17 protein-coding genes are annotated in these 23,194 nt (G+C 73.2%); 7 read left to right on the plus strand and 10 right to left on the minus strand.

Features of this window, described 5'->3' with window-relative positions; all coding sequences use genetic code 11:
* The first annotated feature begins 6 nt into the window (after positions 1-6).
* The 3 genes from O7616_RS25815 to O7616_RS25825 are packed head-to-tail and all read left to right on the plus strand — an operon-like array spanning position 7 to position 4,555.
* Positions 7-1,002 carry a MoxR family ATPase gene (locus O7616_RS25815; RefSeq protein ID WP_282258010.1) on the plus strand — a complete coding sequence of 332 codons (996 nt, stop codon included), beginning with the start codon at positions 7-9 and terminating at the stop codon, positions 1,000-1,002.
* Between the two features lie 14 nt (positions 1,003-1,016).
* Complete coding sequence (locus O7616_RS25820) at positions 1,017-2,186, plus strand: DUF58 domain-containing protein (protein WP_282304389.1); 1,170 nt, start codon at positions 1,017-1,019, stop codon at positions 2,184-2,186.
* 8 nt (positions 2,187-2,194) lie between these two features.
* Positions 2,195-4,555, plus strand: coding sequence for a transglutaminase domain-containing protein (locus O7616_RS25825; protein WP_282307724.1), 2,361 nt, complete (start codon positions 2,195-2,197; stop codon positions 4,553-4,555).
* 102 nt (positions 4,556-4,657) lie between these two features.
* Here the strand turns inward: O7616_RS25825 and O7616_RS25830 are convergent, their stop codons facing one another.
* From O7616_RS25830 to O7616_RS25845, 4 genes are all read right to left on the minus strand, one after another.
* Positions 4,658-5,197, minus strand: a complete 540-nt coding sequence (locus tag O7616_RS25830; protein ID WP_282304390.1) for a hypothetical protein — start codon at positions 5,195-5,197, stop codon at positions 4,658-4,660.
* The gene (locus O7616_RS25835; RefSeq protein ID WP_282304391.1) at positions 5,194-6,276 is read right to left on the minus strand and encodes a hypothetical protein; all 1,083 of its coding nucleotides are present in this window, start codon (positions 6,274-6,276) and stop codon (positions 5,194-5,196) included. Before O7616_RS25835 ends, O7616_RS25830 begins: the two co-directional genes overlap by 4 nt.
* A gap of 239 nt (positions 6,277-6,515) precedes the next feature.
* Positions 6,516-7,307 (minus strand): SDR family oxidoreductase, encoded by a 792-nt coding sequence (locus O7616_RS25840; protein WP_282304392.1) that lies wholly within the window; start codon positions 7,305-7,307, stop codon positions 6,516-6,518.
* Positions 7,304-8,287, minus strand: coding sequence for an LLM class F420-dependent oxidoreductase (locus tag O7616_RS25845; protein WP_282307725.1), 984 nt, complete (start codon positions 8,285-8,287; stop codon positions 7,304-7,306). The genes O7616_RS25840 and O7616_RS25845 overlap by 4 nt, the downstream gene beginning before the upstream one ends.
* Positions 8,288-8,442: 155 nt before the next feature.
* Here O7616_RS25845 and O7616_RS25850 point away from each other — a divergent pair, with 155 nt between their 5' ends.
* A complete protein-coding gene (locus tag O7616_RS25850) occupies positions 8,443-9,663 on the plus strand; it encodes a low temperature requirement protein A (protein WP_282304393.1) in 1,221 nt (406 codons plus the stop codon).
* Between the two features lie 51 nt (positions 9,664-9,714).
* Positions 9,715-10,578 (plus strand): DUF1028 domain-containing protein, encoded by an 864-nt coding sequence (locus O7616_RS25855; protein WP_282304394.1) that lies wholly within the window; start codon positions 9,715-9,717, stop codon positions 10,576-10,578.
* Between the two features lie 144 nt (positions 10,579-10,722).
* Here O7616_RS25855 and O7616_RS25860 read toward each other — a convergent pair whose 3' ends face one another.
* Positions 10,723-11,391 (minus strand): maleylpyruvate isomerase N-terminal domain-containing protein, encoded by a 669-nt coding sequence (locus O7616_RS25860; protein WP_282304395.1) that lies wholly within the window; start codon positions 11,389-11,391, stop codon positions 10,723-10,725.
* Between the two features lie 8 nt (positions 11,392-11,399).
* Complete coding sequence (locus O7616_RS25865; protein ID WP_282304396.1) at positions 11,400-12,287, minus strand: phosphatase PAP2 family protein; 888 nt, start codon at positions 12,285-12,287, stop codon at positions 11,400-11,402.
* 83 nt (positions 12,288-12,370) lie between these two features.
* Between O7616_RS25865 and O7616_RS25870 the strand changes: the two genes are divergently transcribed.
* Positions 12,371-13,105 (plus strand): DUF3159 domain-containing protein, encoded by a 735-nt coding sequence (locus O7616_RS25870; protein WP_282304398.1) that lies wholly within the window; start codon positions 12,371-12,373, stop codon positions 13,103-13,105.
* Between the two features lie 322 nt (positions 13,106-13,427).
* Here the strand turns inward: O7616_RS25870 and O7616_RS25875 are convergent, their stop codons facing one another.
* Positions 13,428-16,334, minus strand: a complete 2,907-nt coding sequence (locus O7616_RS25875; RefSeq protein ID WP_282304399.1) for a glycoside hydrolase family 48 protein — start codon at positions 16,332-16,334, stop codon at positions 13,428-13,430.
* Between the two features lie 831 nt (positions 16,335-17,165).
* On the opposite strand from O7616_RS25875, the gene O7616_RS25880 reads away from it, so the two are divergent.
* Positions 17,166-18,509, plus strand: coding sequence for a GH1 family beta-glucosidase (locus tag O7616_RS25880; RefSeq protein WP_282304400.1), 1,344 nt, complete (start codon positions 17,166-17,168; stop codon positions 18,507-18,509).
* A 75-nt stretch (positions 18,510-18,584) separates the two neighbouring features.
* On the opposite strand, the gene O7616_RS25885 is transcribed toward O7616_RS25880, so the two are convergent.
* The 3 genes from O7616_RS25885 to O7616_RS25895 form a co-directional block, all read right to left on the minus strand.
* Entirely contained in the window at positions 18,585-18,998 is a 414-nt protein-coding gene (locus O7616_RS25885) for a roadblock/LC7 domain-containing protein (RefSeq protein WP_203148617.1), read from the minus strand.
* 5 nt (positions 18,999-19,003) lie between these two features.
* On the minus strand, positions 19,004-21,544 hold the full coding sequence (locus O7616_RS25890) for a nitrate- and nitrite sensing domain-containing protein (protein ID WP_282304401.1): 2,541 nt from the start codon (positions 21,542-21,544) through the stop codon (positions 19,004-19,006).
* Positions 21,545-21,643: 99 nt separating this feature from the next.
* On the minus strand, positions 21,644-23,056 hold the full coding sequence (locus O7616_RS25895) for an FGGY family carbohydrate kinase (protein ID WP_282304402.1): 1,413 nt from the start codon (positions 23,054-23,056) through the stop codon (positions 21,644-21,646).
* Positions 23,057-23,194 lie beyond the last annotated feature (138 nt).

Consider the following 23,194-nt stretch of genomic DNA (forward strand, 5'->3'; position numbering starts at 1 on the left):
CCGACCGTGAACACCCACGAGCCACTCACCCAGCCGGAGGTGCAGGGCTTCGCGGCCCTGGCCGCCCGGCTGGCCGAGAACGTCAACGCGGTGGTACTCGGCAAACCGCAGGTGGTGCGGCTGGCGCTGACCGCGCTGTTCGCGCAGGGTCACGTGCTCCTGGAGGACGTGCCGGGCGTCGGTAAGACGACCCTGGCCCGGGCCATCGCCGCCACGGTGAAGGGTGAGTGGCGGCGCATCCAGTTCACCCCCGACCTACTCCCGTCGGACGTGTCCGGCGTGACGATCTTCAACCAGGCGACCCGGGACTTCGAGTTCCACCCGGGGCCGGTCTTCGCCAACATCGTCATCGCCGACGAGATCAACCGGGCGTCGCCGAAGACCCAGTCGGCGCTGCTGGAGGTGATGGAGGAACGCACCGTCACGGTGGACGGGGTCCGGCACCCGGTGCCGTCGCCGTTCCTGGTGGTCGCCACCCAGAACCCGGTGGAGATGGACGGCACGTACCGGCTGCCCGAGGCACAGTTGGACCGGTTCCTGGTGAAGCTGTCCGTCGGCTACCCGGACGAGGCGGTCGAGGTCGAGGTGCTGCGCGGTGCCACAGTGCGCTCCCCCGAGGCGCTCGCCCCGGTCACCGACACCGCCACCGTCGGAGAGATGGTCCGGATGGCCCGCCGGGTGCACATCGCCGAGCCGCTCTACGCGTACGCGGTCCGGCTGGCCGCCGCAACCCGCGCCCACCCGCAGGTACGCGTCGGGGTCAGCCCCCGGGGTGTGATCGCGTTGACCCGGGCGGCGTGCGCGTACGCGCTGATCGACGGGCGAGGTTGGATCATGCCGGAGGACCTGAAGGCGCTCTCCGAGGCGGTGTTCGCGCATCGGCTGCTGCTCACCCCGGAAGCCCAGGTGCGTGGGTTGACCGCCGCGGAGGTGCTGCGCCAGGCCATCGCCTCGGTGCCGGTGCCGCTGCCGTCGGGGCAACCCGCTCCGGTGCAGGGCTGACCGGCAGCAGCGGCATGGGGATCACCGCCCGTGGGGTCGGGCTGCTCGTCGCCGCCGTCGTGCTGCTGGGGGCGGGTTTCCGGTTCGCGTACCCCGAGTTGACGCTGCTCGGCGCGGCGGCCGGCGCGGCGGTGGGCTACGCGGCACTGGTCGCGGCCTGGCGGCCCCGGTTGACGGTCACCCGGCACGCCGACCCGGACCGGGTGGCGCGCGGCGAGTCGGCGAGCATGACGGTGACAGTGCGTAACTCGGGGCGGCTGCGGTCGGCGAACCTGCTGGCCGAGGACCGGTGCGGCGACCGCGTCGTACCGGTTCCGGTGCTGCGTCTGCGGCCGGGGCGGGACACCGAGGTCCGCTACGACGTGCCGACCCACCGACGTGGGGTGGTCGCGGTCGGGCCGCTGCGGGTGACCCGACGCGACCCGCTGGGTCTGGTGGCATTGGCCCGCCCGTACGGTGCGGTGGTGCCGGTCTGGGTGCACCCGCGGATCCACCCGCTGACGGCGGTGCCCACCGGCGCGGGGCGCAGCCTCGACGGCCGGGTGGACGGGGTGCCGCACGGGTCGATCACGTTCGACTCGCTGCGGGAGTACGTGGTCGGCGACGAGCTGCGCCGAGTGCACTGGCGGACCAGCGCCCGGGTGGGTGAGCTGATGGTGCGGGAGAACGTCGACACCAGTCTGCCGCGTCTGGTCGTCCTGCTGGACAACCGTGTCGCCGCGCACCCGCAGCGCGTCGACGGGGTGGTGGAGTCGTTCGAGTCGGCGTGCGAGGCGGCGGCGTCGGTGGTCACCGCCGCACACCGCGCGGACCTGCCGGTGGTGTTGCTGTTCGTGGCCGCCGAGGCGGCGACGCCCGGCGGGGAGGCGGACTCCGGGGCCGCCCTCGGACCGCTGGACCGGCTGGCCGCCGCCGAACTGTCCACCGACGACGACGCGGTACGGGCGACGACGACCCGACTGCGACAGGACCGGCTCGGCGACACGTTGATCTTCCTGACCGGGCCGGGTGGCCGAGGCGACCTGGGGCACGTCGGCGCGCTGCGCGGGGCGTACCCCTCGGTGGTGGTCGCTGTGTTCGGCGCGGCCGAGCCGACGCCACCGGGCGCCGCCGGCCTGGTGGTGGTCGACGCGGCGGACGGCGCGCGGTTCGCCGCCGAGTGGGACGGGGTACGCCGGTGGTGACGCACGTGATGCGGGTGCTGCGGGCGGCCGTCGTCCCGGCAGCGTTGATCGGGTTGACGGTGCTCGCCGGGGTGGCGCTGGGCCGGGTGTACGCGGGTGACCTGCTGACCTGGCTGGTGGGCGGCGCGGCGGCCGGTTCGGTGCTGGTCAGCGTCGCCGCCCGCCGGTTGCCGTCCTGGCTGGTGGCGCCGGTGTCGGTGGCCGCGATGGCGGGCTGGACACTGTGGTCGCTGCGGCTCGCCGCCGACCACGCCGAGCTTCCCGGCAGCCTGCTGGAGGTCACCGCGGACGCCGCGCGCAACGGCATCCCCCGGCTGCTCACCGCGATGATTCCGGTGGAGCCCGCACCGGACACGGTGCTGGTGCCGGTGGTCGCCGCCTGGTTGGCCGGGTTGGCGGGTGCGGAGGTGGCGTTGCGCGCCGGCCGGGTGCTGCTGGGTTACCTGCCCGCGGCGGGGCTCTACGCCGCCGCCCTCTACGCGGTCGGCCCGAACTCGGAGCCGGCGGTCGGGACGACGGTGGCGTTCGTCGCGGTCGCGGCGGTCGGCCTGGCGGCACCCGGCACCGCGACGCCGGTCGGCGGGGACCCGGCGGCCGACCTGGCACCTCGGGTACGCGCGGCGGTGCGACTCCGGCTGGCCGCCGGCGCGACGCTCGGCGTGGCGGTGGTGGTCGGGTCGGTCGCGCTCCTCGGTCCCGTGGTCGCCGGTCAGGTGGACGGTCGACCGGTGGACCCGCGCCGGTACGTGGAGCCACCGCAGGTGCAGTCCCTCGACGAGAACCCGTTGATCCGGATCTCCGGTTGGGCGCTGCGCCCGGAGCAGAAACTCCTCGAGGTGAGCACGGAACGCGACGGCGCACCGCCCGACGCCGCGCCACCGGACGGCGAGCCGGAACCCGAGCAGAAAGCCGGTGGCGTGCGGATCCGGTTGGCGGTGCTCAGCGACTACGACGGGGTGACCTGGCGGGTCGGGGCGACGTACCGCAACGCCGGCCGGATCCTGCCGGCCGCCACACCTCCTGAGGACAGCACTGTCGGGACGGTCCGCCAGCAGATCACCGTGGCGGAGTTGAGCGGTCGACTTCTCCCGGCCGTGGCGACGCCTCGGGAGGTCAGCGGCGCGCGGGTGGCGTACGACCCGGCGACCGGGACGCTGATCCGGCCGGAGGGGCTGACGCCGGGGCTGCGCTACGAGGTGACCTCCGCCGAGGCGCATCCGGATTCGAACCTGTTGGGCACCGCCAACGTGCCCGCCGGTGACGAGGTGGCCCGGGTGTTGCGGGTCGCCGACGGGGTCCCCGACCCGATGCGCCGGTTGGCCGGGCAGCTCGCCGAGGAGAACGGCGCTCCGTACGCGCGGGCGTTGGCGATCGAGCAGTTCCTGGCCGAGCACTACCGGCTGGTGGCGGACGCGCCGAGCGGTCACGCGTACCCGAATCTGGGTTTCTTCCTCTTCGGGCCCCGCGACGGTGGCGGTCAGGAGGGTACGTCCGAGCAGTTCGCGGCGGCGTTCGCGGTGCTCGGCCGGCTCTCCGGGCTGCCGACCCGGGTGGTGGTGGGTTTCCGGGCCGGTGGGCAGGGGCCGGTGCTGGCCGGTGACGCGTACGCCTGGCCGGAGGTCCTCTTCGACGGGTTGGGTTGGGTGCCGTTCGACCCGCTGCCACGCCCGAACAACGAGCCGAGGCCGGTGGAGGAGGATTTCCGGCCGACGCCGGACGATCCGCCGCCGTCGGAGGCCCCGGCGCCCACCGTGGAGCCGACCGCGTCGCCGGAGCCGGTGGCCGCCCCGGAAGGGCCACCCGGACGCGGTGGGTTGTCCACGCCGGTGCTCGTCGCCGGGGGCAGCGGCGGCCTGGTGCTGCTGGTGGGCGCGCTGCTGCTCACCCTGTTGGCGATGCGTCGCTCGCTGACCCGGAGTCGGCTCGCCCAGGGTGATCCCGGTCGTCGTATCGCCGGGGCCTGGCAGGAGGTCACCGACGCGCTGCGTCTGGCCGGTCGACCGGTCGGCGACGACCTGGCCGCCACCGAGGTGGCCGGGCACGCCCGCCAGGCCCTGACCGACGCCCAGGCCGACGCGACCGGCGGCCGCGGTCCGACCGGTGGCGGCCCGACCGACAGCGGCGTAGCCGGCGGCGGCCTCACCGTCGGCGGCCCGACCAGCGAGGGGTCCACTGTCGACGAGCTGGCGGCCCTGCTCAATCAGGTGGGCTTCGCCCCCGGTGCCGCGACTCCGGACCAGGCGGCGCGGGCCGCCGAGGTGGCCACCGCCTACGTGGCGACCCTGCGCGCCGCCCGGCCCTGGTGGCGCCGCCTGCTCTGGTCCGTCCACCCGTCCCCCCTCCGCCGCGCCCGCCGATCCCCCCGCTGACCCCCGCCCACCGCACCCACCCGGACCACCCACCCCCGGGTTCCCCCGGTGATCAAGAGGTTTGCGTCACCGGCCGGTGTCTTTCTGACGCAAACCTCTTGATCAACCCAGGCGGTGGTCCGCCGGGGGTCGGCGGGGGCGGGTGGCGCGGCGGCCGTAGTCGGCGGCTACGGCGATGACGAGGGGCCCCCAGGCGAGCATCGGCGCGTAGTAGCGCAGCACCTCCCAGGTCGGTGCCGGACGCGCCGGCTCGTCGCGGCCTATTCCCACCCACCCGCGCTCCACGAAGTGGAACCTGCTGTTCAGGAACAGGTAGACGCAGATGGCGACGAGCAGCGCACCGCCGATCAGCGCGACCAGCACGACCGGGCGTGCCGGAACGGGACGGCCGCCGAGCAACGGCACCCAGCGCGGAAGTCGCTGTCCCCAGCGATGCACCAGGCCGAGTGTCGACAGCGCCAGCCCCATCGACAGGACGGACAGGAAGATCATGTACCACGAGGTGACGGCATCGTCGGTGAACAGCAGGGACAGTCGCCAGAGCGCGGACGGCAGGACGCACAGCGGCACGGCGTAGGCGGCCCAGACGGCCCAGCGTGGCGGGTCGGCGGCCCAGGCGCGGTAGCAGTCGGTGGGGTTCACCGGTACTCCGATCGTGGCAGGGGATCCGCCTGCTCCGACGGCAGACAAACGTCGTGCGGCCGACGTGGCCGGGTGGCGAGGGCGTATCCGCTGGTCGTGACGCCCAGCGCCACTCCCCAACCGAGGAACACCAGCAGGGTGGCGCTGGTCGCCCAGCTCTCCCCCACCTCCGACCACTGCAGCTCTCCGGTGCGGAGCCGGCCGACGAACACCGCGACGCTCAACACGCCGTAGCTGACCAACGCGAGCGCCACCACCCCGGCCGGGATCACCGCCAGCAGCCGGGGAACCCGTCGGCCGCCCAGCCCCGGCACCCAGCGCGGGAACTGCTGCCCCCACCGCCGCGCCAACCCGAGGACGAGCAGGCCGGCGAGCGGCGGGATGAGAGTGATCGCGACGCCGGTCTCCGTCGAGAGATTCAGGTGGATCTCGTCCAGCTTCCGCTCGGAGATGCCGAACGGAACGCCGAGCACCCACAGCCCGTGCGGCACGGCCCAGCCGACCACGGGCAGGGCGACGGCGGCGTACGCCCAGCGGCGCGTCCACCTCGGCACCGGCTGGTAGTCGCCAGAAGCCGGGCCACGCCGGGGAGCGGAGGCGTTCGCCAGCCCGGCGAACAGGACGCCACCGGCTGCCAGCGCCAGCCGGGCCCCGAGGTCCCGCCAGTCCGACGGGCGTCCCGCCACCGCCGCCGGGACCTCGAAGAGCAGGTGCAGAGGGAACGCCACGACCAGGAGAAACGCGCCCACCGCCCAGCTCGCGGCGGACGCGGCACGGCCCGGAGCCCGGATCGCGAAGCCGATGACCACCGCGAGCGCCACACCGACACCGACCGCACCCCAACCCGCCCAGAACGGCAGCGTCCGCACCCGGTCCGCGCCGCATCCACCGGCCGGGTCGACCAGGGCGGTGCGGTCGCAGGCGGTGTACGCCCACCGACCGCCCGCGATCCAGTACAGCCGCAGGGCCGACTCCCCCACGACGAAGACGGCACCGGCCACCGCCCAGCGTCGCGCCGCACCGGGGTCGACGGATCGACTGACACGACCGGACGCCGGTGACCCCACACCCACATGCATGGATCAATGCTCTGCGGCGACGCCGCGCCACTCCTCCCCGACGTCGGGGGTCTCGCTCCCGCCGTCGGGGGATGGCCGCACGCGCCGCATCCGGCCTGCGGCGCTCGTCGGGCTTGACCTTGGCGCTGCGTCAACCCTCCATGCCGGCGGCCATGAGCATTCCGCCGACAACCAGACCGGCCCCGGAACCCGCGATCCGGACCAGAGCCCCGACCCGGCCGGACCGACGCCCGACCGCGTCAGGCGGTCAGGCGACGGATGAGTTTGCGCATGCCAGCCTGCCAACCGTCCGGGTCCTCGGCGCGGCGGCGTGCGTAGTCGGCGACCTCCGGGTGCGGCAGGATCAGGAAGCGCTCCTCGGCCAACCCGGCGATGGCCGCGTCGGCGACCTGGTCCGGGGTGAGCACCGCACCGGACGCGGTGACCACCCGGGCGCCGAGGTGACCCTCGGCGATCCCGTCGGCGAGCATCGGGGTGTCCACGCCCTGCGGGCAGAGCGCGCTGACCCGGATGCCCCGGTCCCGGTAGGTGATGGCCAGCCACTCGGCGAACCCCACCGAGGCGTGCTTCGTCGCGGTGTACGCGGCGTCGCCCACCGCCGTCAGCACCCCCGCCGCCGAGCAGGTGTGCAGCAGGTGGCCGCCGCCCCGGGCGAGCATCCCGGGCAGCACCGCACGGGCCGAGTAGACGTGGGCGAGCACGTTGACCCGCCAGGCCCGGTCCCAGGCGGCGTCGTCGACCTCCACTCCCCCACCGGTGGTCACGCCCGCGTTGGCGCAGAACAGGTCGATCCGGCCGTATCGTGTCTCGGTGTCGGCGACCAGCTCGCGGACCTGGTCCTCGTCGGTGACGTCGAGGGCGGTGGCGTGCGCGACCGGGCCGATGCCCTGGGCCACCGCGTGGGCCGCCTCGGCGTCCAGGTCGGCGACCACCACCGCGGCGGCCCCCTCGGCGACGAACCGGCGCGACAGCGCGGCTCCGATCCCACCGGCGCCACCGGTGACCACCACGATCCGGTCGGTGAGGTTCACGCGGACGCTCCTTGCGGATCGACGCCCAACTGGGCGATGAGGGTGAGCAGCGCGGCCGCGCCGCCGGCGGTCACCTCCGGGGTGGGCAGCAGCGCGACGACCGGCACGTCCACGCCGGCGTCGACGTAGCGACGCACCTGGGCGCGGCACCGCTCGGGCGTGCCGTGCAGCACCAGGGCGTCGACCACCTCGTCCGGCACCGCGGCACCGGCCCCCCGCCGGTCACCGGCGGCCCAGGCATCCCACATCGGCGCGAGCGTCTCGCCGCGCCCGAGCCAGCGGTGGAACTCGGCGTACGCCGGAACGGTCAGGTAGCTGGTGATCAGCCGCCGGCCCAGTGTCCGGGCGTAGGTGGCGTCCTCGGTGGGGCACACGAAGATGCGGGCGGCGACCTCGAACCCGGGACGCCGCTCGCCCAGCTCGGCGAGGGCGCGCGGCACGTCGTCGGCGCTGAGCCAGTTGAGGATGACCCCGTCGGCCTCCGCGCCGGCGAGCCGGAGCATTCCCGGGCGCAGTGCGGCGAGCAGGATCGGCGGCGGCACCGCCGGCGGCCGTTCCAGCGTGAACCGGCGGACGGTGAAGGTGTCGTAGACCTCGTCGACGGTGTCGCCGCGCAGCGCGGCGCGCAGGAAGCGCAGGACGTCGCGGGTGCGACGGAACGGTTCGTCGAACCGGACCGCGTTCCAGTCCCGGACCAGCACCGGTGAGGACGCCCCGATGCCGAGCGAGAACCGGCCCGGCGCGGCCTCGGCCAACGCCGCCGCGCTCATCGCCAGCAGCCCCGGCCCTCTGGTGAAGACCGGTGTGATCGCGGTGCCGAGCCGCAGCCGGGGCTGCCAGGCGGCGGCGAGCGCCAGCGGGGTGAACGCGTCGGTCCCGGCCACCTCCGACGACCACACGTCGGTGAACCCGGCCTGGTCGAGCGCCGCGTAGGCCGCGTCGTGGTGCGCCAGGGCGATCCCGCCCAGCGGCACCGTCATGCCCCATCGATTCGTCACCGATCGATCGTGCCCGTTGACGGGGCACGCGAGCAAGATCCCCGTACTGGGCAGAATCGCCGGTTTCCGGCGGTGCGTGCCGCCGCAGGGTGCTACGACTTCGAGGTGGACCGGACCGACGGCGCAGGCCGCTGACCATGGGTTCCAGGGCAGCGGGCGGCCTGGAGCCGGTCCCTGCGGCGACCGCTCCCGGCCGGGCCACCTTCCTCGAACTCTTCTTCGATCTGGTGTACGTCTTCGCGCTCACCCGGATCTCGGCGCGCGCGTTCGAGGACCTGACCGAGGAGTCGGGCCGGGAGCACATCTGGGAGGCGGTCACCGGCAGCGGCAAGACCCTGCTGTTGCTGCTCGCGCTCTGGGCGGTCTGGCAGGGCACCGCGTGGACGACCAGCCGGTACGACCCCTACCGGGTGCCGTTGCAGACCGTGGTGATCACCGCGTTGGTGTGCAGCATGGTGATGGGGGTCGCGATCCCCCGGGCGTTCAGCGAGACGGCGCTGATGTTCGCGGTGGCGTACGTGATCGCGCAGGTGACCCGGCCGGTGATCCTGTCGGTCGCGCTCGGCGCGCACCCGTACCGCCGGCTGAAGGTGCGCATGGCGGTGATCTTCGCGCTGAGCGGGGTGCTCTGGATCGGCGGCGCGATGCTGGGCACCAACGGGCAGGTGGCGCTCTGGTCGGCGGCGCTGGCGTTCGAGTATCTGGCGGCCCGCTGCGGTTGGCCGGTGCCCGGCCTGGGCCGTTCGAGAATCTCCAAGTGGGAGATCGCCGGCGAGCACCTGGCCGAGCGGTACCAGCAGTTCTTCCTCGTCGCGCTGGGCGAGACGATCCTGGTGGCCGGTTTCGCGTACAGCAAGGGCCCGTACGAGGCAGGGCACGCGTGGGCGTTCGCGCTGGCACTGGCCACCTCGATCATGCTGTGGCGGATCTACGTGCAGCGTGCCGGGCGGATCCTGGGCGAGGCGGTGACGAAGGCTCGGCACCCCGCCACCATCGGCCGTTCCGCCGCCGACACCCACCTGGTGATGGTGATCGGTCTCGCTTCCACGGCGATCGGATACGAGCTGATCATCGAACAACCGCTGGAGCGGATCCCCGGGCCGTGGCTGGTCATGGTGCTCGCCGGTCCGATCCTGTTCCTGGCCGGGCGGTCCCGCCTGGAGTACGAGGTGTTCGCACGGGTCTCCCCGTCCCGGTGGATCGCCCTCCTGGTGCTGCTGGCGTCGGCGGTGCCGCTGTGGCACCTGCCCGGAGTGGCCGCGACAGCGGTCGGAGCGGTGGTGCTGGCCGCGGTCGTGGTCGCCGACGCCCGTCGGGCGCGGGGCGCCCCACCGGAGCCCGCCTCGCCGCCGTTCTGAGGCGACGACGTACGGCGATGTCCTGCCGACGCGACCGGTTAATCTCGGCCGGTGACCTTCTCGCTCGTCGCCCGCTCCGCCGACGGCCGCCTGCACGGCGTCGCCGTCGCCAGCAGGTTCCTCGCCGCCGGGGCGCTGGTGCCGGCCGCCGCCGCCGAGGTCGGCGCTCTGGCCACCCAGGCGCACGCCAACCTCGCCTACCGCCCGCAGGGCCTCGCCCTGCTCCGCACCGGCGTGGCCGCCGCCGACGTCGTGGCCGGGTTGGTCGCCGCCGACCCCGAGCGGGAGCACCGCCAACTCGGCGTCGTCGGGGCCGACGGTCCGGGTGCCGGCTGGACCGGGCCGTCCTGCCTTCCGTGGGCCGGCGGGCGGACCGGCGACGGTTGGGCAGCGCAGGGCAACGTGCTCACCGGCCCGGAGGTCGTCGACGCGCTCGGCGAGGCGTGGCTGGCCGGGGCGGCGTTGCCGTTCGCCGAGCGGCTGGTGGCCGCGCTGCGAGCCGGCGACGAGGCCGGCGGTGACCGGCGGGGTCGGCAGAGCGCCGGGTTGCTGGTGGTCGAGCGCGGCGGCGGGTACGGCGGCACCAGCGACGTGGTCGTCGACCTTCGGGTGGACGACCACCCGGATCCGATCGCCGAGCTGAGCCGGCTGCTCGCCGTGCACACCATGCTGTTCGGTCGGCCGGACCCGGCCACCCTGCTCGACCTGACCGGGGCGGTCGCCGAGGAGGTCACAGCGTTGCTCAGGGCGCTGGGCCACCCGGTGGCCGACGACGGGCCGGAGGCGGCGTTGATCTCCTGGGCGGGGCTGGAGAACCTGGAGGAGCGGTTGGTGCCGGGCCGCATCGACCCGGTCGTCCTGACGCACCTGCGCGGCGTCGCCAGGCACGTTCCCGCACCCCGATCCGCGAGCTGACCGGCTCCCGACGAGCCGCGACCAGCGCCGACGACGAGCCGACACCGACGGCCACCGAGCCAGACCGTCGGCTGGCTCAGCGGCCACGGATCCGGAGCCGTCGGCTCGGCTCGGCAGCGATGGAGCCAGGGCCGTCGGAGAGGCTCAGCGGCCGAAGGCGAGCGGGCGGAACCCGGCCGCGTCGAGCGCGGCCCGTTCCGGGGCGGTCAGCGCCGCCCGGCCGGTGGTCTTGCGGATCAGGGTCACCCGGTCCCAGCCCAGACCGACCGGTGTGGGGTGCCCGCCGGTGAGCAGGTCGGCGATCACCTCGGCCGCCGGGGCGGTGAGCCACGGCGACCGGCCCAGAGCGGCTGCCAGGTCCAGACCGTGAACGCCCACCTCGACGACCCGGGTGCGCAGGAACTCGGTGAGGAGCATCGCGTCCCCGTGGCGGGTCCGCACCACCCGGCCGGGCGGCGCGGCGGCCACACCCGCCTCGGTGGCCCGCCACGCCCGCTCCACCTCGGCCGCCAGGGCCCCCCGGTCCACCTGGAGCGCGTCGCGCCGCCCGCCGGCGATCCGGTCGGCGTCCACCTGCGGGGTGAACTTCGCCCGGGAGAAGTAACCGGCGGCGTCCACCTCGGCGCGGGTTGGGGCCGACGCGGCGAGCATGTCGGCCAGCCGGCCCACTCCGGTATGGATGTGGGCGATCAACTCCCGGACGGTCCACGGCGGGCAGTCGGTGGGACGGTCGAGGTCGGCGTCGACCAGGTCGGCCAGGACCTCGGTGAGGCGTACGCACTCGGCGGAGAACGCCGCGCGGGCCGGATCCATCGTCCGGCTCAGCCCTTGACCCGGGGCACGAGCCGGTGCACGACGGTGAGCACCAGCGCCATCACCACCGCCATGGTGCCGGCGATCCCGGCGGCGCTGCCGGCGTACCCGACGAACAGCGGCCGGCGGGTCAACTCCTGCGGCCCGGTGCCGCGCAGCTCGATCAGCCAGGCCAGGGCCAGCCCACAGGCGACCAGGGCGACCACGCCGCCCACCCCGAGCACCAGGGCGGCGACCCGGTGCGCGTCGCCGGGGGCGATCTCGGCCTGCTCTCGTTGGGTGACCAGCAGGAGCAGCCCGGCCAACGCCGCCCACACACCCACCACCAGGTACGCGGCGACCGCGTCACTGGGCCGGTGCCAACCGGCGGAGAGGGTGGCGACCCCGGCGGCGGCGGCGTAACCGGCGCCGATGAAGGCGCCGGCCGCCCGTACCTTGCGCGGGAGGACGAGCATCAGCGCGACCGCCACCGACGCGGCCACTGTGGTGTGCCCGCTGGGCAGACTGTTGCCCACCCCGGCGCGCTCCGGGTCGAGGCCGAAGTCGGGGCGGCCCAGCCCGTACTTCAACAACTGGGTGGTGACGTTCGCCCCGGCGATCAGCAGGGTCGCGGTGATGGCGAGGGCGATCCGCCCCCGGATCAGGGCGATGAAGCCGATCATCGCGGTGGCGGCCAGCAGGGAGACCACCGACATCGCGTTGAGGATCCGGTCGACGGGGCCGTCGATGGTGTCGTGCCCGATCCGGTTGCCGGTCAACGCGACGGTGTCCACCCACTGACCGACCTCGGTGTGCACGGCCACCCGCCACACGGCGAGGAAGGCAGCCGCCTGGACGAGGACCAGTACGACCAACCAGACCGCGGTCCAACCCCGTGCCGTCGCGCGCATCCGCACACCGTAGCGGCCGATGTCGGCCAGCCGATCGGTGGCCCGCCGCGCGCCGACGGTTAGGTTGTGCCGGAGGCGAGGAGGCGGCGGTGGGCGGAGCACCGATGGGCGACGGCGGTCAGGCCACACCCGGCCCGGACCAGCAGGCGAACGCCGGTTCGGGCCCGGGAGAGTCGACGCGGGCCGAGTCGCTGGCCGATCTCCTGGGCGGGCGGCGGGGCGCCGTCGACGCCACCCTGCCGCCGCTGGCGTTCGCGGTGGGCTGGCTGCTGGGCGGCGAGTCGCTGTGGGGTGGGGTCGGCGCGGCGTTGGCCGTGGGCGGGGTGGTGGCCGGTGTACGGCTGCGCCGCGGCGACCGACCGCGCTCGGTGCTCATCGGGTTGCTGGCGGTCTGCGTCGCGGCGTTGATCGCGGTTCGTACCGGCCGGGCCGAGAACTTCTTTCTGCTCCAGGTGCTCTCGAATGCCGCCAGCGCGCTCGCCTGGGCGGTCAGCATCCTGGTGCGGTGGCCGCTGCTCGGGGTGCTGGTCGGCGCGGTGCTGGGCCAACGCGCCCGGTGGCGGCGCGACCCGGCGCTGCTGCGCGGGTACGGGCGGGCCAGTTGGGTGTGGACGGCGACCTACGTGCTGCGGCTCGTGGTGTTCGTTCCGCTCTACCTGAGTGGGCAGGTGCTCGCGCTGGTGGTGGCCCGGGTGGCCCTGACCTGGCCGCTGGTCGCGGCGGCGCTGGCGCTGAGCTGGGTGGTGCTGCGTCGGTCGCTGCCCGCCGGGCACCCGGGTCTGCGTCATCCGGTCGTCCCGGGCCCGGCCGGGCCGCCGCGCTGACCCGAACGGGGCTCCCGGCAGCGACGGATCCCGGGCAAGAAAGAGGAGAGGCCGCCACGGGGGGAGCGGCCTCTCCGGTGACGTACGTTACTCCGTCGTGGACTTCGGCGTGATCCCGTGACGGCCCGAATTTCTGGGCTTTTTCGCGACTGGCTCCAGTCCGGGCGGTGGGGTGGGCCAGCCGATCCGCTGCGTCGGCCAGATGGCCGGCCCACCCCGGCCTGACCGTGGGTGTCAGGCCGTTCCCCGGTCGGGGTCCGTCGTTCCCCGGACCCCGACCGATTCCCGGGGTGGGCGGTCCACGCCACCCACCCCGGGTCGCTCAGCCGTTCGGGAACAGGCTGCCGTAGTCGGCGTACGCCATGGCGACGTCAGCCTGTGCCCAGAACCGGTGGTAGTTGAACTCGGGCTCCGGACCACCGTCCAGGTACGCCTGCACCTTGGGCCAGTCCGGGTCGTTCTTGTAGAAGGACCGGATGTCGAGGAAGCTCTTGCCGGCGGCGATGGCGTCACCGTTCGGCATCGTCCCGGTCCACCCCGGCGGGACGTAGAGGCCCTGCCCGGTGGACGCGTTGTAGACGTCGTCGAAGCGCCGGTAGTCGCCACGCTTCTCGGTGGTGGAGACACCCTTGGCGTCACTGGCGGCCGACAGCGCGTCGAGCAGCCCCTTGGCGGTGGTCTTGGCCGCCTCGTTGCCCGACTTGGCCGCGTACGCGATCAGGATCCGGGCGTAGGCGGCGGTGACACCGACGTCTTGGCCCTTGGTGATCACCTCGACGTGCAGGTTGGTGTTGGGCTGCGGGTTGCTCGGGTTCCAGGTGGTCGGCTGACCGGTCCACGCCATGTCCGACGGGATCGACCAGTTGGTGCCGAGCGTGGTGTTCGCGATCGCCCACGGCACCCACTTGTCCAGCAGCGCCTTGGCCTTCGCGTTGCCGGTCTGCAGGTACAGCTCGGCGATGCGCTGCATCGACCAGGTCTGCATGCCGAACCACTGGTTCGACGGCGGGTCGTTGTAGACCGGGTCGACGTCGTAGAACATGCCGTAGAAGGTGCTGGTGCCCGACGGCGGCTGTGCGTAGCTGCCGTCCCAGCTGTTGGTGGCACCGCCGGCGATGCCGCCCTCGGCGGACTGCAGCCAGGTGTAGAACTCCAGCTGCCGCTCGAAGCTCTTGGTCCAGTCGCTGGCGGCGGTCGGCGACTTCGGCGCCAACTCCGGGGTGTTGGTCAGCGCCCAGGCCGCGAACGGGTTCTGGTAGCCGAAGTGGCTGTGGCTGGAGCCGATCCGCCAGGACCAGTTCTGGCTGGTGTCGTACGCGCCACCCCAGGCGTAGTACCAGGACAGCAGGTAGTGCGCCGAATCCCGGCCGCTGCCGGCGGGGCAGGTGCTCGCCCCGACGCAGTTGCCGATCTTCTTGAAGTACTTGTCGAACATCGCGTACCGCAGGTAGTCGCCCATCTTGGCGGCCTTGGTGATGGTCGCCGCGACGTCGGCCTGCTTGTTCTGCGCCTTGGCCCAGGTCAGCGCCCAGTACGCGGCCTGCACGGCGCGGGCGTCGGCGTCCGGGGCGTTGGTGTACTTCCACTGCTTGGCGGGGGCGCCGGTGTCCTTGACGAACAGGTCGAGGTAGCCGTACTGACCGCCGTGCTCGAAGGTGTCGCAGGACGGCTGCGGGATGGTCTCCCACACCGACTCCTGGGTGCCCCGCTGGAAGGTGTTGATGTAGGCGGGCTTGGTGGTGCCGTCACCGCAGCGGCCGAAGCCGTAGGTGTTGTCGACGTCCATCAGCCAGTGCATGCCGTAGATGTCGCCGGTGCCGTAGGTGGACTGCAGCTCCGAGCGGAGCGGGTCCTGCCCGACGGAGACGTTCGGGTTCAGCGCCGAGGGGTATTGGCTGGGCAGGTTGTATTCCGCGGCGTACTGCGGGGTGCCCGCCGAACCCGAAGTCGGCTGGTCGGCGTGCGTCGGGATGATGTACTTCTCCATCACCGTCCAGGCGTTGTTGAACGGGGCCCAGTTCTGGGTGACCTTCCCGTAGTAGGCCTCCAGCCAGAGCCAGAAGCTGAACGCCTCCGACGTGGTCTCGTGACCGTGGTCGGGCGCCTCCACGATCAGCGTCTCCACCGAGTGGTACGGCACGCCCTCGGGGCTGAAGTAGCCCGAGTTCTTGATCTTGCCGTACTGCTCGAGGAACTTCGCGATGTAGGTGTTGTCGCCGCCCGGGGTGTCGTTGTCGATCTCGGTGGCGGCGACCGCCAGCGAGGCGAGACCGGTGGCGGAGGCGGTGATGGTGGCGGCACCACCGGCGGTGTCGGCGTCCTCGGCCGCGGCGACCGTGACGGTGACCCCGGTGTTCCAGTTGCTCGACGTCAGCGTGGCGCTGGCCGGCGAGACCGTGATGTCGGCGTCGCCGGTGCGGGTGAGGGTGACCGGCACGCTCGCCGTCGGCGCGGCGCTGAGCTTCAGGTTGAAGGTGGCGGTACCACCCTCGGCGACGCTCACCGCGGACGGGGTGGCCACCAGCGTCGGGCCGGTGGCGGCGCCGACGGTGAACGCCTTCTCGTCGACCCCGATGCCGTTGGCGTTGTCGTACGCCTTGGCCTGCACGGTGTAGCTGCCGGCCGGCAGGTCCTCCTGCGTGTAGGAGTACGGCGCGGAGGTGTCGGTGTTGATCAGCAGGCCGTTGCGGTAGAACTCGACCTTGCTGATCGTCCCGTCCGGGTCACTGGCGGTGGCGGTCAGCGGCACGTCGGCCGGCGCGGTGAACGGCCCGCTCGGCAGGCTGAGCGCGACGGTGGGCGGCTGGTTGGCCGCGGTGCCGTTGCAGACCGTGCCGTTCAGGGTGAACGAGGTGGGCTTGGGGTTGCTCCCCGAGTGCGCGCCGTTGAAACCGATCGTGGTGGAGGCCCCGGTGCCGAGGTTGCCGTTGTACGACTCGTTCGTCGCGGTGACCTCGCTGCCGGTCTGGCTGTACCTGGCCGACCAGCCCTGAGTGACCCGCTGGCTGCTGTTCGGGAAGGTCCACTTGAGCGTCCAGTTGCTGATCGGGTCGCCCAGGTTCTTGATGGTGACGTTGGCGGTGAAGCCGGTGTTCCAGTCGTTGGTCGCGTAGACCACGTCGCAGGCGGGGGCGGCCTGCGCGGCGCCGGCAGGCAGGGTCACCCCGCCGACGGCGAGCAACGCGGCGGCGGCGATCGCCACGCGACGGCGTATTGCCAGTTGTCTCATGTGCGCGGTGTCTCCTCGGGCGAGGCCGGGATGGTCCCGGCGGGGCGCCTGCCCGCGAGGGTGGTGGTCCGCGGGGAGTCAAGGCGCCGGGATGGTGGTCTCCCCCGGGCCCGGCCGGGGTGGGTCGGTGCGGCCTGCACGGGAGGGGGTCCCGCCGGCTGCGGTGGGGTGACCGTGACCGGAGGTGATGCCGCCGGCTGCCCTCGGTGGACCCGCACTCACGCGATCTGGCTCCTGCCGCGCTGAATCGACAGTGTGCCATGGAAGCGCTCCCACAACAAGCCGGATCGACTCCTTGTTTCGATCTTGTTTTGGGTCTTTCACAAAGGCGTGACGGGCGTTACAGTCGCAACATCGGTCGATGGGAGCGCTTCCATCGACAAGGTTCCAACTAGAAGATCGCCGGCGCTGCCTCTGGGCAGGGTCGGGGAACCCGACCGATGGTCGACGACGGGCCAGCCCGGACGCCGTCGTCAACCATCGTCCCGCCACATGGAGGGAGGTGGAACCAGAGCCACTCGCGTGGCCCGGCTCCCGCGCGACACGCATGACAGGACCCAAATTCCGCGTGCGTGTGTGCAGTTACGGTGGGGACGGGGGTTGCCCTCCCCCGTCCCCACACTAAACCCCCGTACACGATAGGAAAAGAGGCCGACGGGACAGGCGCGGTGCGCCGCCCGGACGGCCTCGTTCGCTGCTCGGGGCCATACCCGCCACCACCCCGCCAGCCCCGGCCGTCAGGACGGACGGATGACCGGCAGGCCGCGTCTGCCCTATCATGGGAGCGCTCCCGAATCTTCGGCGGTGGCCCCGTATCCATGAGGAGAATCCATGTCGATACCTAATGGGCCCGCCAGCCCGCTCCGCTTCCCGGAGGACTTCGGCTGGGGCGCGGCAACCTCCGCGTACCAGATCGAGGGCGCCGCCAAGGAGGACGGGCGCGGCGAATCGGTCTGGGACACCTTCAGCCGCGTCCCGGGGCGCACCCGCAACGGCGACACCGGCGACGTGGCCATCGACCACTATCACCGTTACGCCGAGGACCTCGACCTCATGCGCGACCTCGGCCTGCGCAGCTACCGCTTCTCCATCTCCTGGCCCCGGATCCAGCCCGACGGCACCGGCACGCCCAACCAACGCGGGCTCGACTTCTACCGCCGCCTCCTCGACGGCCTCCACGAACGCGGCATCACCCCGATGGCCACCCTGTTCCACTGGGATCTCCCCCAGGCACTGCAGGACGCCGGCGGCTGGGAGTCCCGCGACACCGCCCACCGCTTCGCCGACTACGCCGACCTGGTCTTCCGCGCTCTCGGCGACCGGGTGCCGGCCTGGCTCACCATCAACGAACCCAAGACCGTCGTACAGAACGGCTACCTCACCGGCCACCACGCCCCCGGCCGGCAGGACCCGGACGCCGCCTACCTGGTCGCCCACCACCTGCAGCTCGCGCACGGGCTCGCCGTCGCCGCACTGCGCGCCGGTGGCAGCGACAGCCGGATCGGTCCGGCACTCAACCTGCACCCCTGCTACGCCGCCGACGACTCCCCGCAGGCCGCCGCGGCCGCCCACCTCTACGACGGCTACGAGAACCGCCTCTACCTCGACTCGATCCTCCGGGGCAGCTATCCCGAGGACGTGCTGGCCGACCTGGGCCCGGGCAGCCGGATGGTCCAGGGCATCCGCGACGGTGACCTGGCGATCATCTCCGCGCCCGTCGACCTGCTGGCCGTGCAGTACTACACGCCGATCTACGTCACCGCCGACGGCGGCACCGAACACCGCTGGGTGACCTCGGAGGCCGCCTGGCAGCAGATCTACCCCGAGGGGCTGTACGACCTGCTGACCCGGGTCACCCGCGACTACGGCCCGATCCCGCTCACCATCACCGAGAACGGGCTGCCCACACCGGACACCCTGGCCGCGGACGACACCGTCCAGGACACGGGCCGGATCAGCTTCCTGCGCGACCACCTCGCCGCCGCACACCGGGCCATCGCCGACGGCGTGCCGCTGGAGAGCTTCCACGTCTGGTCACTGCTCGACAACTTCGAGTGGGACGCCGGATACGACCAGCGCTGGGGTCTGGTCTACGTGGACTACGCGACCCAGCGACGGGTGCCCAAGAGCAGCGCCGCGTGGTACCGCTCCGTCATCGCCGACGGCGGCTTCTGAGCGCGCGGCCACCCGGACGGCCGGGCCCGGACGGCTCGGATGAGCCGGTGACCGTCCGGGCCCCGGCCGACGCACTCAGCGGGGCAACGCCTGCTGCAACTCCGCCCGCAGCGCCGGGGTGAGCATCTCCCCCGCCTGCTTGGCCAACCGGGCCATCTCGTAGCCCACCACGCCGATGTCCGCGTCACCGGCGGCCAACGTGGCCAGGATCGAGCCGTCGCGGATCTGCATCACCAGGAAGTACCCGCGGCCCATCTCGACCACCGTCTGCTTGACGACATCCCCGTCGAACATCTGGGCCGCTCCGGCGGTGATGCTCATCAACCCGGAGGTGACCGCCGCGAGCTTGTCCGCGTTGTCGCGCGGCAGGTGATCGGAGATCGCCACCAACAGCCCGTCGGAGGAGACCACCACCGCGTGCGCCACGCCCGGCACCCGCTCCGCGAACGCGCTCACCAGCCAGCTCAGGTCACGCGCCTCCTGGCTCAACGTCGTCACTGTCGTCGTCCCCCTTCGTCGTGCCCCCCGGACGGTGGCACGGGTATCTCGGTGGTGTCCTCGGCCTCGGCGCGCCGCACCCCGCTGTAGAGCCGGGAGAGCATGCCGCCGACCGCCTCCGGGTCCGGGTCGGTGCGGGTCGGTGGCGCCGTCGGCTGCGCCGATCTGGTGACCGCGCTCAACTGTGCCATCGGCACGCGCACCGGAAGACCCCGCTCGTTCGTGCCGGCCGTGACCGGGACGGCCGGTGGCATCCCCGACGCGGGCACGATCGGCGCGGACGGGCCGGGGCCCTGCCGCGACCACCAACCCCCGCCGTCGTCACGCCCGGCCGGGGTCAACACGTCCTCGGCGCGCAGCGGCACCGGTCGGGTCTGCCGCGGCACGGCCGCGGCCGGTGGCCGACCGGCGACCGGCAGGTCCCGTGCCGCGATGCCCGGCCCGGTGACGTGGGCCTCGGCGACGGCCGAGGGCTGGCGGACCACGCCGCGGGCGGCGCCCGTCGCCAGCATGCGGGCCGGCGCGGGCAGATCCGCCTGCACCGCGCCCGCCGGGGCGAGCAACGCCGCGGGCAACGCCAGCCGGGCGACCAGACCGCCCTGGTGGTCGTCCAACCTGACCCGCACGCCCAGCCTCGCGGCCAGGTGGCTGACCACGAAGTGGCCCATCCGCTCCACCGTCGCGACGTCCGCGGCCGGAGGGCTGGCCAGCACCGCGTTCGCCTCGGCCAGCGCGGTCGGGCTCATGCCCAGGCCACGGTCGGCGATCTCGACCAGGGCGGTCGCGGCGTCGACCCGCGCGGTCACCACCACCGTCGTGTCCGGACGCGAGAAGGCGGTGGCGTTCTCCAGCAACTCCGCCAGCATGTGCACCAGTTCGCCGACGGCGTGCCCGACCACGTACACGTCGGCCACCGCGTCGATCCGGACCCGCTGGTACTGCTCGATCTCGGCGGCGGCGGCCAGCAGCACCGCGCCGAGGCCGACCGGCCGGTTCCAGCGGCGGGTGGAGTCCGTGCCCGCGAGCACCAGCAGGCTCTCGTCGTTACGGCGCATCCGGGCGGCCAGGTGGTCGAGCTTGAACAGGTTCTCCAGCTGGTCCGGGTCGCTCTCCTCGCGCTCCAGGTCGTCCAGCAGTTCGAGCTGGCGCTCCACGAGCACCTGGCTGCGGCGGGCCAGGTTGACGAACATGGCGTTGACGTTGCGCCGCATGAGCGCCTGCTCGACGGCGACCGTGACGGCGCTACGGTGCACCGCCACGAACGCCTCGGCCAGCTCACCGATCTCGTCGAGCGAGCGGACCACCGCCGGCGCGACCTCGATGCCCGGCACGCCGCCGGTGACGGTCTTCAAACGGTCCAACGCGTCCGGCAGCTCGACCTGCGCGATCCGGAGCGCCTGGCTCCGCAGCAAACGCATCGACCGCGCGACCGAGCGGCCGACGAGCAACGAGATCAGCAGGGCGACCAGCAGGACCGCCACCACCCCGCCGGCCACCAGCAGGGTGGTCCTCAACTGCTCGCTGCTGGCGTCGTCGGCCTGCCGCACGGCGTCGTCCAGCACACCCGCCTCGAGCTGGCGCAGCAGCTCCTGGCGCTGCTGGCTGGCCGCCCACCACTGCTCCGAGGGCAGCACCTCCGGCGACGCGTTGCCGGCCGGAAGGCTGCGCTCCTCCAACTGGGTGGCGACGAGGAACGTCGGGCTCACCGACGTCTCGTCGTACCGGCGGACCTGGTCGGACGTGGCAGCTACCCGGAACGCGCTGAGCGCGGTCAACTGCTGGCCACGCAGATCGCTGAGGATCACCCGGTCCTCGGTGCCGTACGCGCCGGCGCGTCCGGCGGCGTAGAGCTGCGCCCGCACCCTGGAGGAGAGTTCCTTCACCCGGGCCATCTGGACGTAGCGCAACACCGCGTCGTTCAACGCCGGCCGACCCTGACCAGGGGTCGGTTCGGCGAGCAGGTCGAGCAACGCGTTGACGGCCCGGTGGTAGTTGCTGAGGATGGTCTCGTTGCTGAGCACCGCCGGTGGGATCGCCGGGCGGATGTCGATCACCTGGTCGTACGCCTCCAGCGCCTCGGAGAAGGCGACCCGCCAGGACGCGTCGGCGTCGGCCAGCGGCTCCGCCGCCCGGCTCAGCTCCGCGACGGCCCGGTCGGTGGCCGTCTGCAACGGCTTCAGGTTGGCCGTCGCGGCCGCCCGGTCGCCGCCCCTGCGCAACTCGCTCAACTCGCCCGCCGAGCGGTCGCGTTCCTGCTGAAGCTGATGCACCGCCGCGGTGACCTGCCGGCCGATGCCGACCTGACGCGAGAAGTCGTTGAGCGCGGTCGTCCGTCCCACCAGGTCACTGGTCTGCACGCCGGCGAGCAGCAGGAACGCCATCGACGGCACCACCAGCACCGTGGCGAGCTTCGTGCTCATCCGCCAGTCGCGCAGCCGGAACGGCGACCGTCGCCGGTGCGCCACCACCCGGACATCGAAGCGGCGCCGGCGGTGGTTCGACACCGCGCCGTTCGCCGGCTCGGGACCTGCCGCCACCCTGCCTCCTCCGTGCTACCGCGTCCGCCGCGGTCCGGGGAGCGCAGTCCATCCAACCAGGCTTGGTTGGACTGTCAACGGTTTGGGCTGAGCGGTGGTTCAGGAAGGATACTGCGGGTGGGATCGTCCTGCCGTGGTCGGTAGTACCAGCTCGTCCGTCCGGCCGATGTCGGCGAGGTCGATCGCGTCGCCGAACCGGCCGAGCGCCACCAGTGCCGCACCGGTGGCCCCGATCTCCGGGTTGCGTTGGTGCGACACCGGTCGTGGTGCGAGCGCGGCGGCGAAGGACTGCCGCCACCACGTCGACGCCGCCACCGCGCCCCCACCGAGCACCACACCCACCGGTTTGTCGATCGTGGACTCCAGCACCGCCAGATCCTCGGCGACCAGCTCACACACCCCCTGCATCAGACCGGCCAGGATGTCCACCGCGGTGGTGCTGAAGCTCAGGCCGCGCAGCTCACCGGTGCCCGCCGGGGCCAGGCCGGGCGCCCGGTCGCCGCCGAAACGGGGGTCGGCCGATCGGCCACCGCCGATCGGCACCAGCGCCAGCGCCGCGTCCAGCTCCGCACCCCGGGGCAACCGCAACTCCCGGTCCGCCCAGGCGAACAGGTTGCCACCGCAGGCGTACGCCGCCCCGGTCACCACGTGGTCGTGGTCGACCCGGTAACGCCAGAGCCGTTCGGGAAGCCGCGGCATCGGGTCGCCGGCCGGGATCCGCTGCATCAGCCGTACGGCCGCGGAGGTGCCCACCGTGACGGCGGCCCGGCTCGGGTCGACACAGCCCGACCCGACGTTCGAGGCACCGCCGTCACCGACCGGGGGTGACCAGCGCGCCCGGGCCAGCTGCGGCCACCGGCCGGCCAGGTCGGCCCGGAGTCGACCGTGCCAGTCCAGCGCGCCGAGGGACGGCAGGTCCTGCGCCCGCGCCCCGGCCAGCATGAGCGCCTCCTCGTCCCAGCGCAGGGTGCGCAGGTCCAGCAGGCCGGTCCCGGACGCCTGGGAGATCGACATGGGAGCCGAGTCGAGCAGCTCGCCCAGCACATACTCCGGCAGGCCCACGAACCGGGCGATCGGCGTACCGGCCTGCTCGCGTAACCAGGGCAGCCGCATCGACCAGTACGAGCGGTGCCACCAGCAGCCGGTGCGCTGGTGGAAGGCGTCCGGGTCGGCCGGCCCCGCCGTACCGCCGACCGGCGCGGGCCGGGTGTCCAGCCAGGTGATCACCGGGCCCATCGGCGCGCCGTCGCGGGCCAGCGGGAGCACCGAGTGCCACTGCGCGGAGACCGCCACCAGGTCGACGTCGCGCAGGTGCCCCGCCTCGGCCAACTCGTCCAGGCATTCGACGAGCGAGGCGAGATAGTCGGGGGCGGACAGCGTGCCGGTCCCGTCGTCGCCGATCGCGAGTTCGACCTTGCGCCGGGCGAGGGCACCGGACAGCGGACGCGTGTTCCCGTCCAGCACCAGCCCGCGAACCGAGGAGGTGCCGAGATCGAGCGCGAGAATGTTCATCGCCGGTCAAGTTACCCGGTGCGAACCGGGCGACGGGCGCGTAAGGTGGATCACATGCTCGCGCAACCGACCAGTTGGTGGCCCGCCGACCCGGCGGCCACCTCCCGCGCGTAGCTCCAACCACGCGGCCGCCCTCCA

This window comes from Micromonospora sp. WMMD964 (assembly GCF_029581455.1).
GTDB lineage: Bacteria > Actinomycetota > Actinomycetes > Mycobacteriales > Micromonosporaceae > Micromonospora.

Excerpts from the sequence above, each read along its gene's own strand:
- O7616_RS25875 (WP_282304399.1), bottom strand. The coding sequence starts at position 16,334 with ATGAGACAACTGGCAATACGCCGTCGCGTGGCGATCGCCGCCGCCGCG.
- O7616_RS25850 (WP_282304393.1), top strand. The coding sequence starts at position 8,443 with ATGGGTTCCAGGGCAGCGGGCGGCCTGGAGCCGGTCCCTGCGGCGACC.
- O7616_RS25820 (WP_282304389.1), top strand. The coding sequence starts at position 1,017 with ATGGGGATCACCGCCCGTGGGGTCGGGCTGCTCGTCGCCGCCGTCGTG.
- O7616_RS25880 (WP_282304400.1), top strand. The coding sequence starts at position 17,166 with ATGTCGATACCTAATGGGCCCGCCAGCCCGCTCCGCTTCCCGGAGGAC.
- O7616_RS25845 (WP_282307725.1), bottom strand. The coding sequence starts at position 8,287 with ATGACGGTGCCGCTGGGCGGGATCGCCCTGGCGCACCACGACGCGGCC.
- O7616_RS25895 (WP_282304402.1), bottom strand. The coding sequence starts at position 23,056 with ATGAACATTCTCGCGCTCGATCTCGGCACCTCCTCGGTTCGCGGGCTG.
- O7616_RS25860 (WP_282304395.1), bottom strand. The coding sequence starts at position 11,391 with ATGGATCCGGCCCGCGCGGCGTTCTCCGCCGAGTGCGTACGCCTCACC.
- O7616_RS25825 (WP_282307724.1), top strand. The coding sequence starts at position 2,195 with ATGCGGGTGCTGCGGGCGGCCGTCGTCCCGGCAGCGTTGATCGGGTTG.
- O7616_RS25835 (WP_282304391.1), bottom strand. The coding sequence starts at position 6,276 with ATGCATGTGGGTGTGGGGTCACCGGCGTCCGGTCGTGTCAGTCGATCC.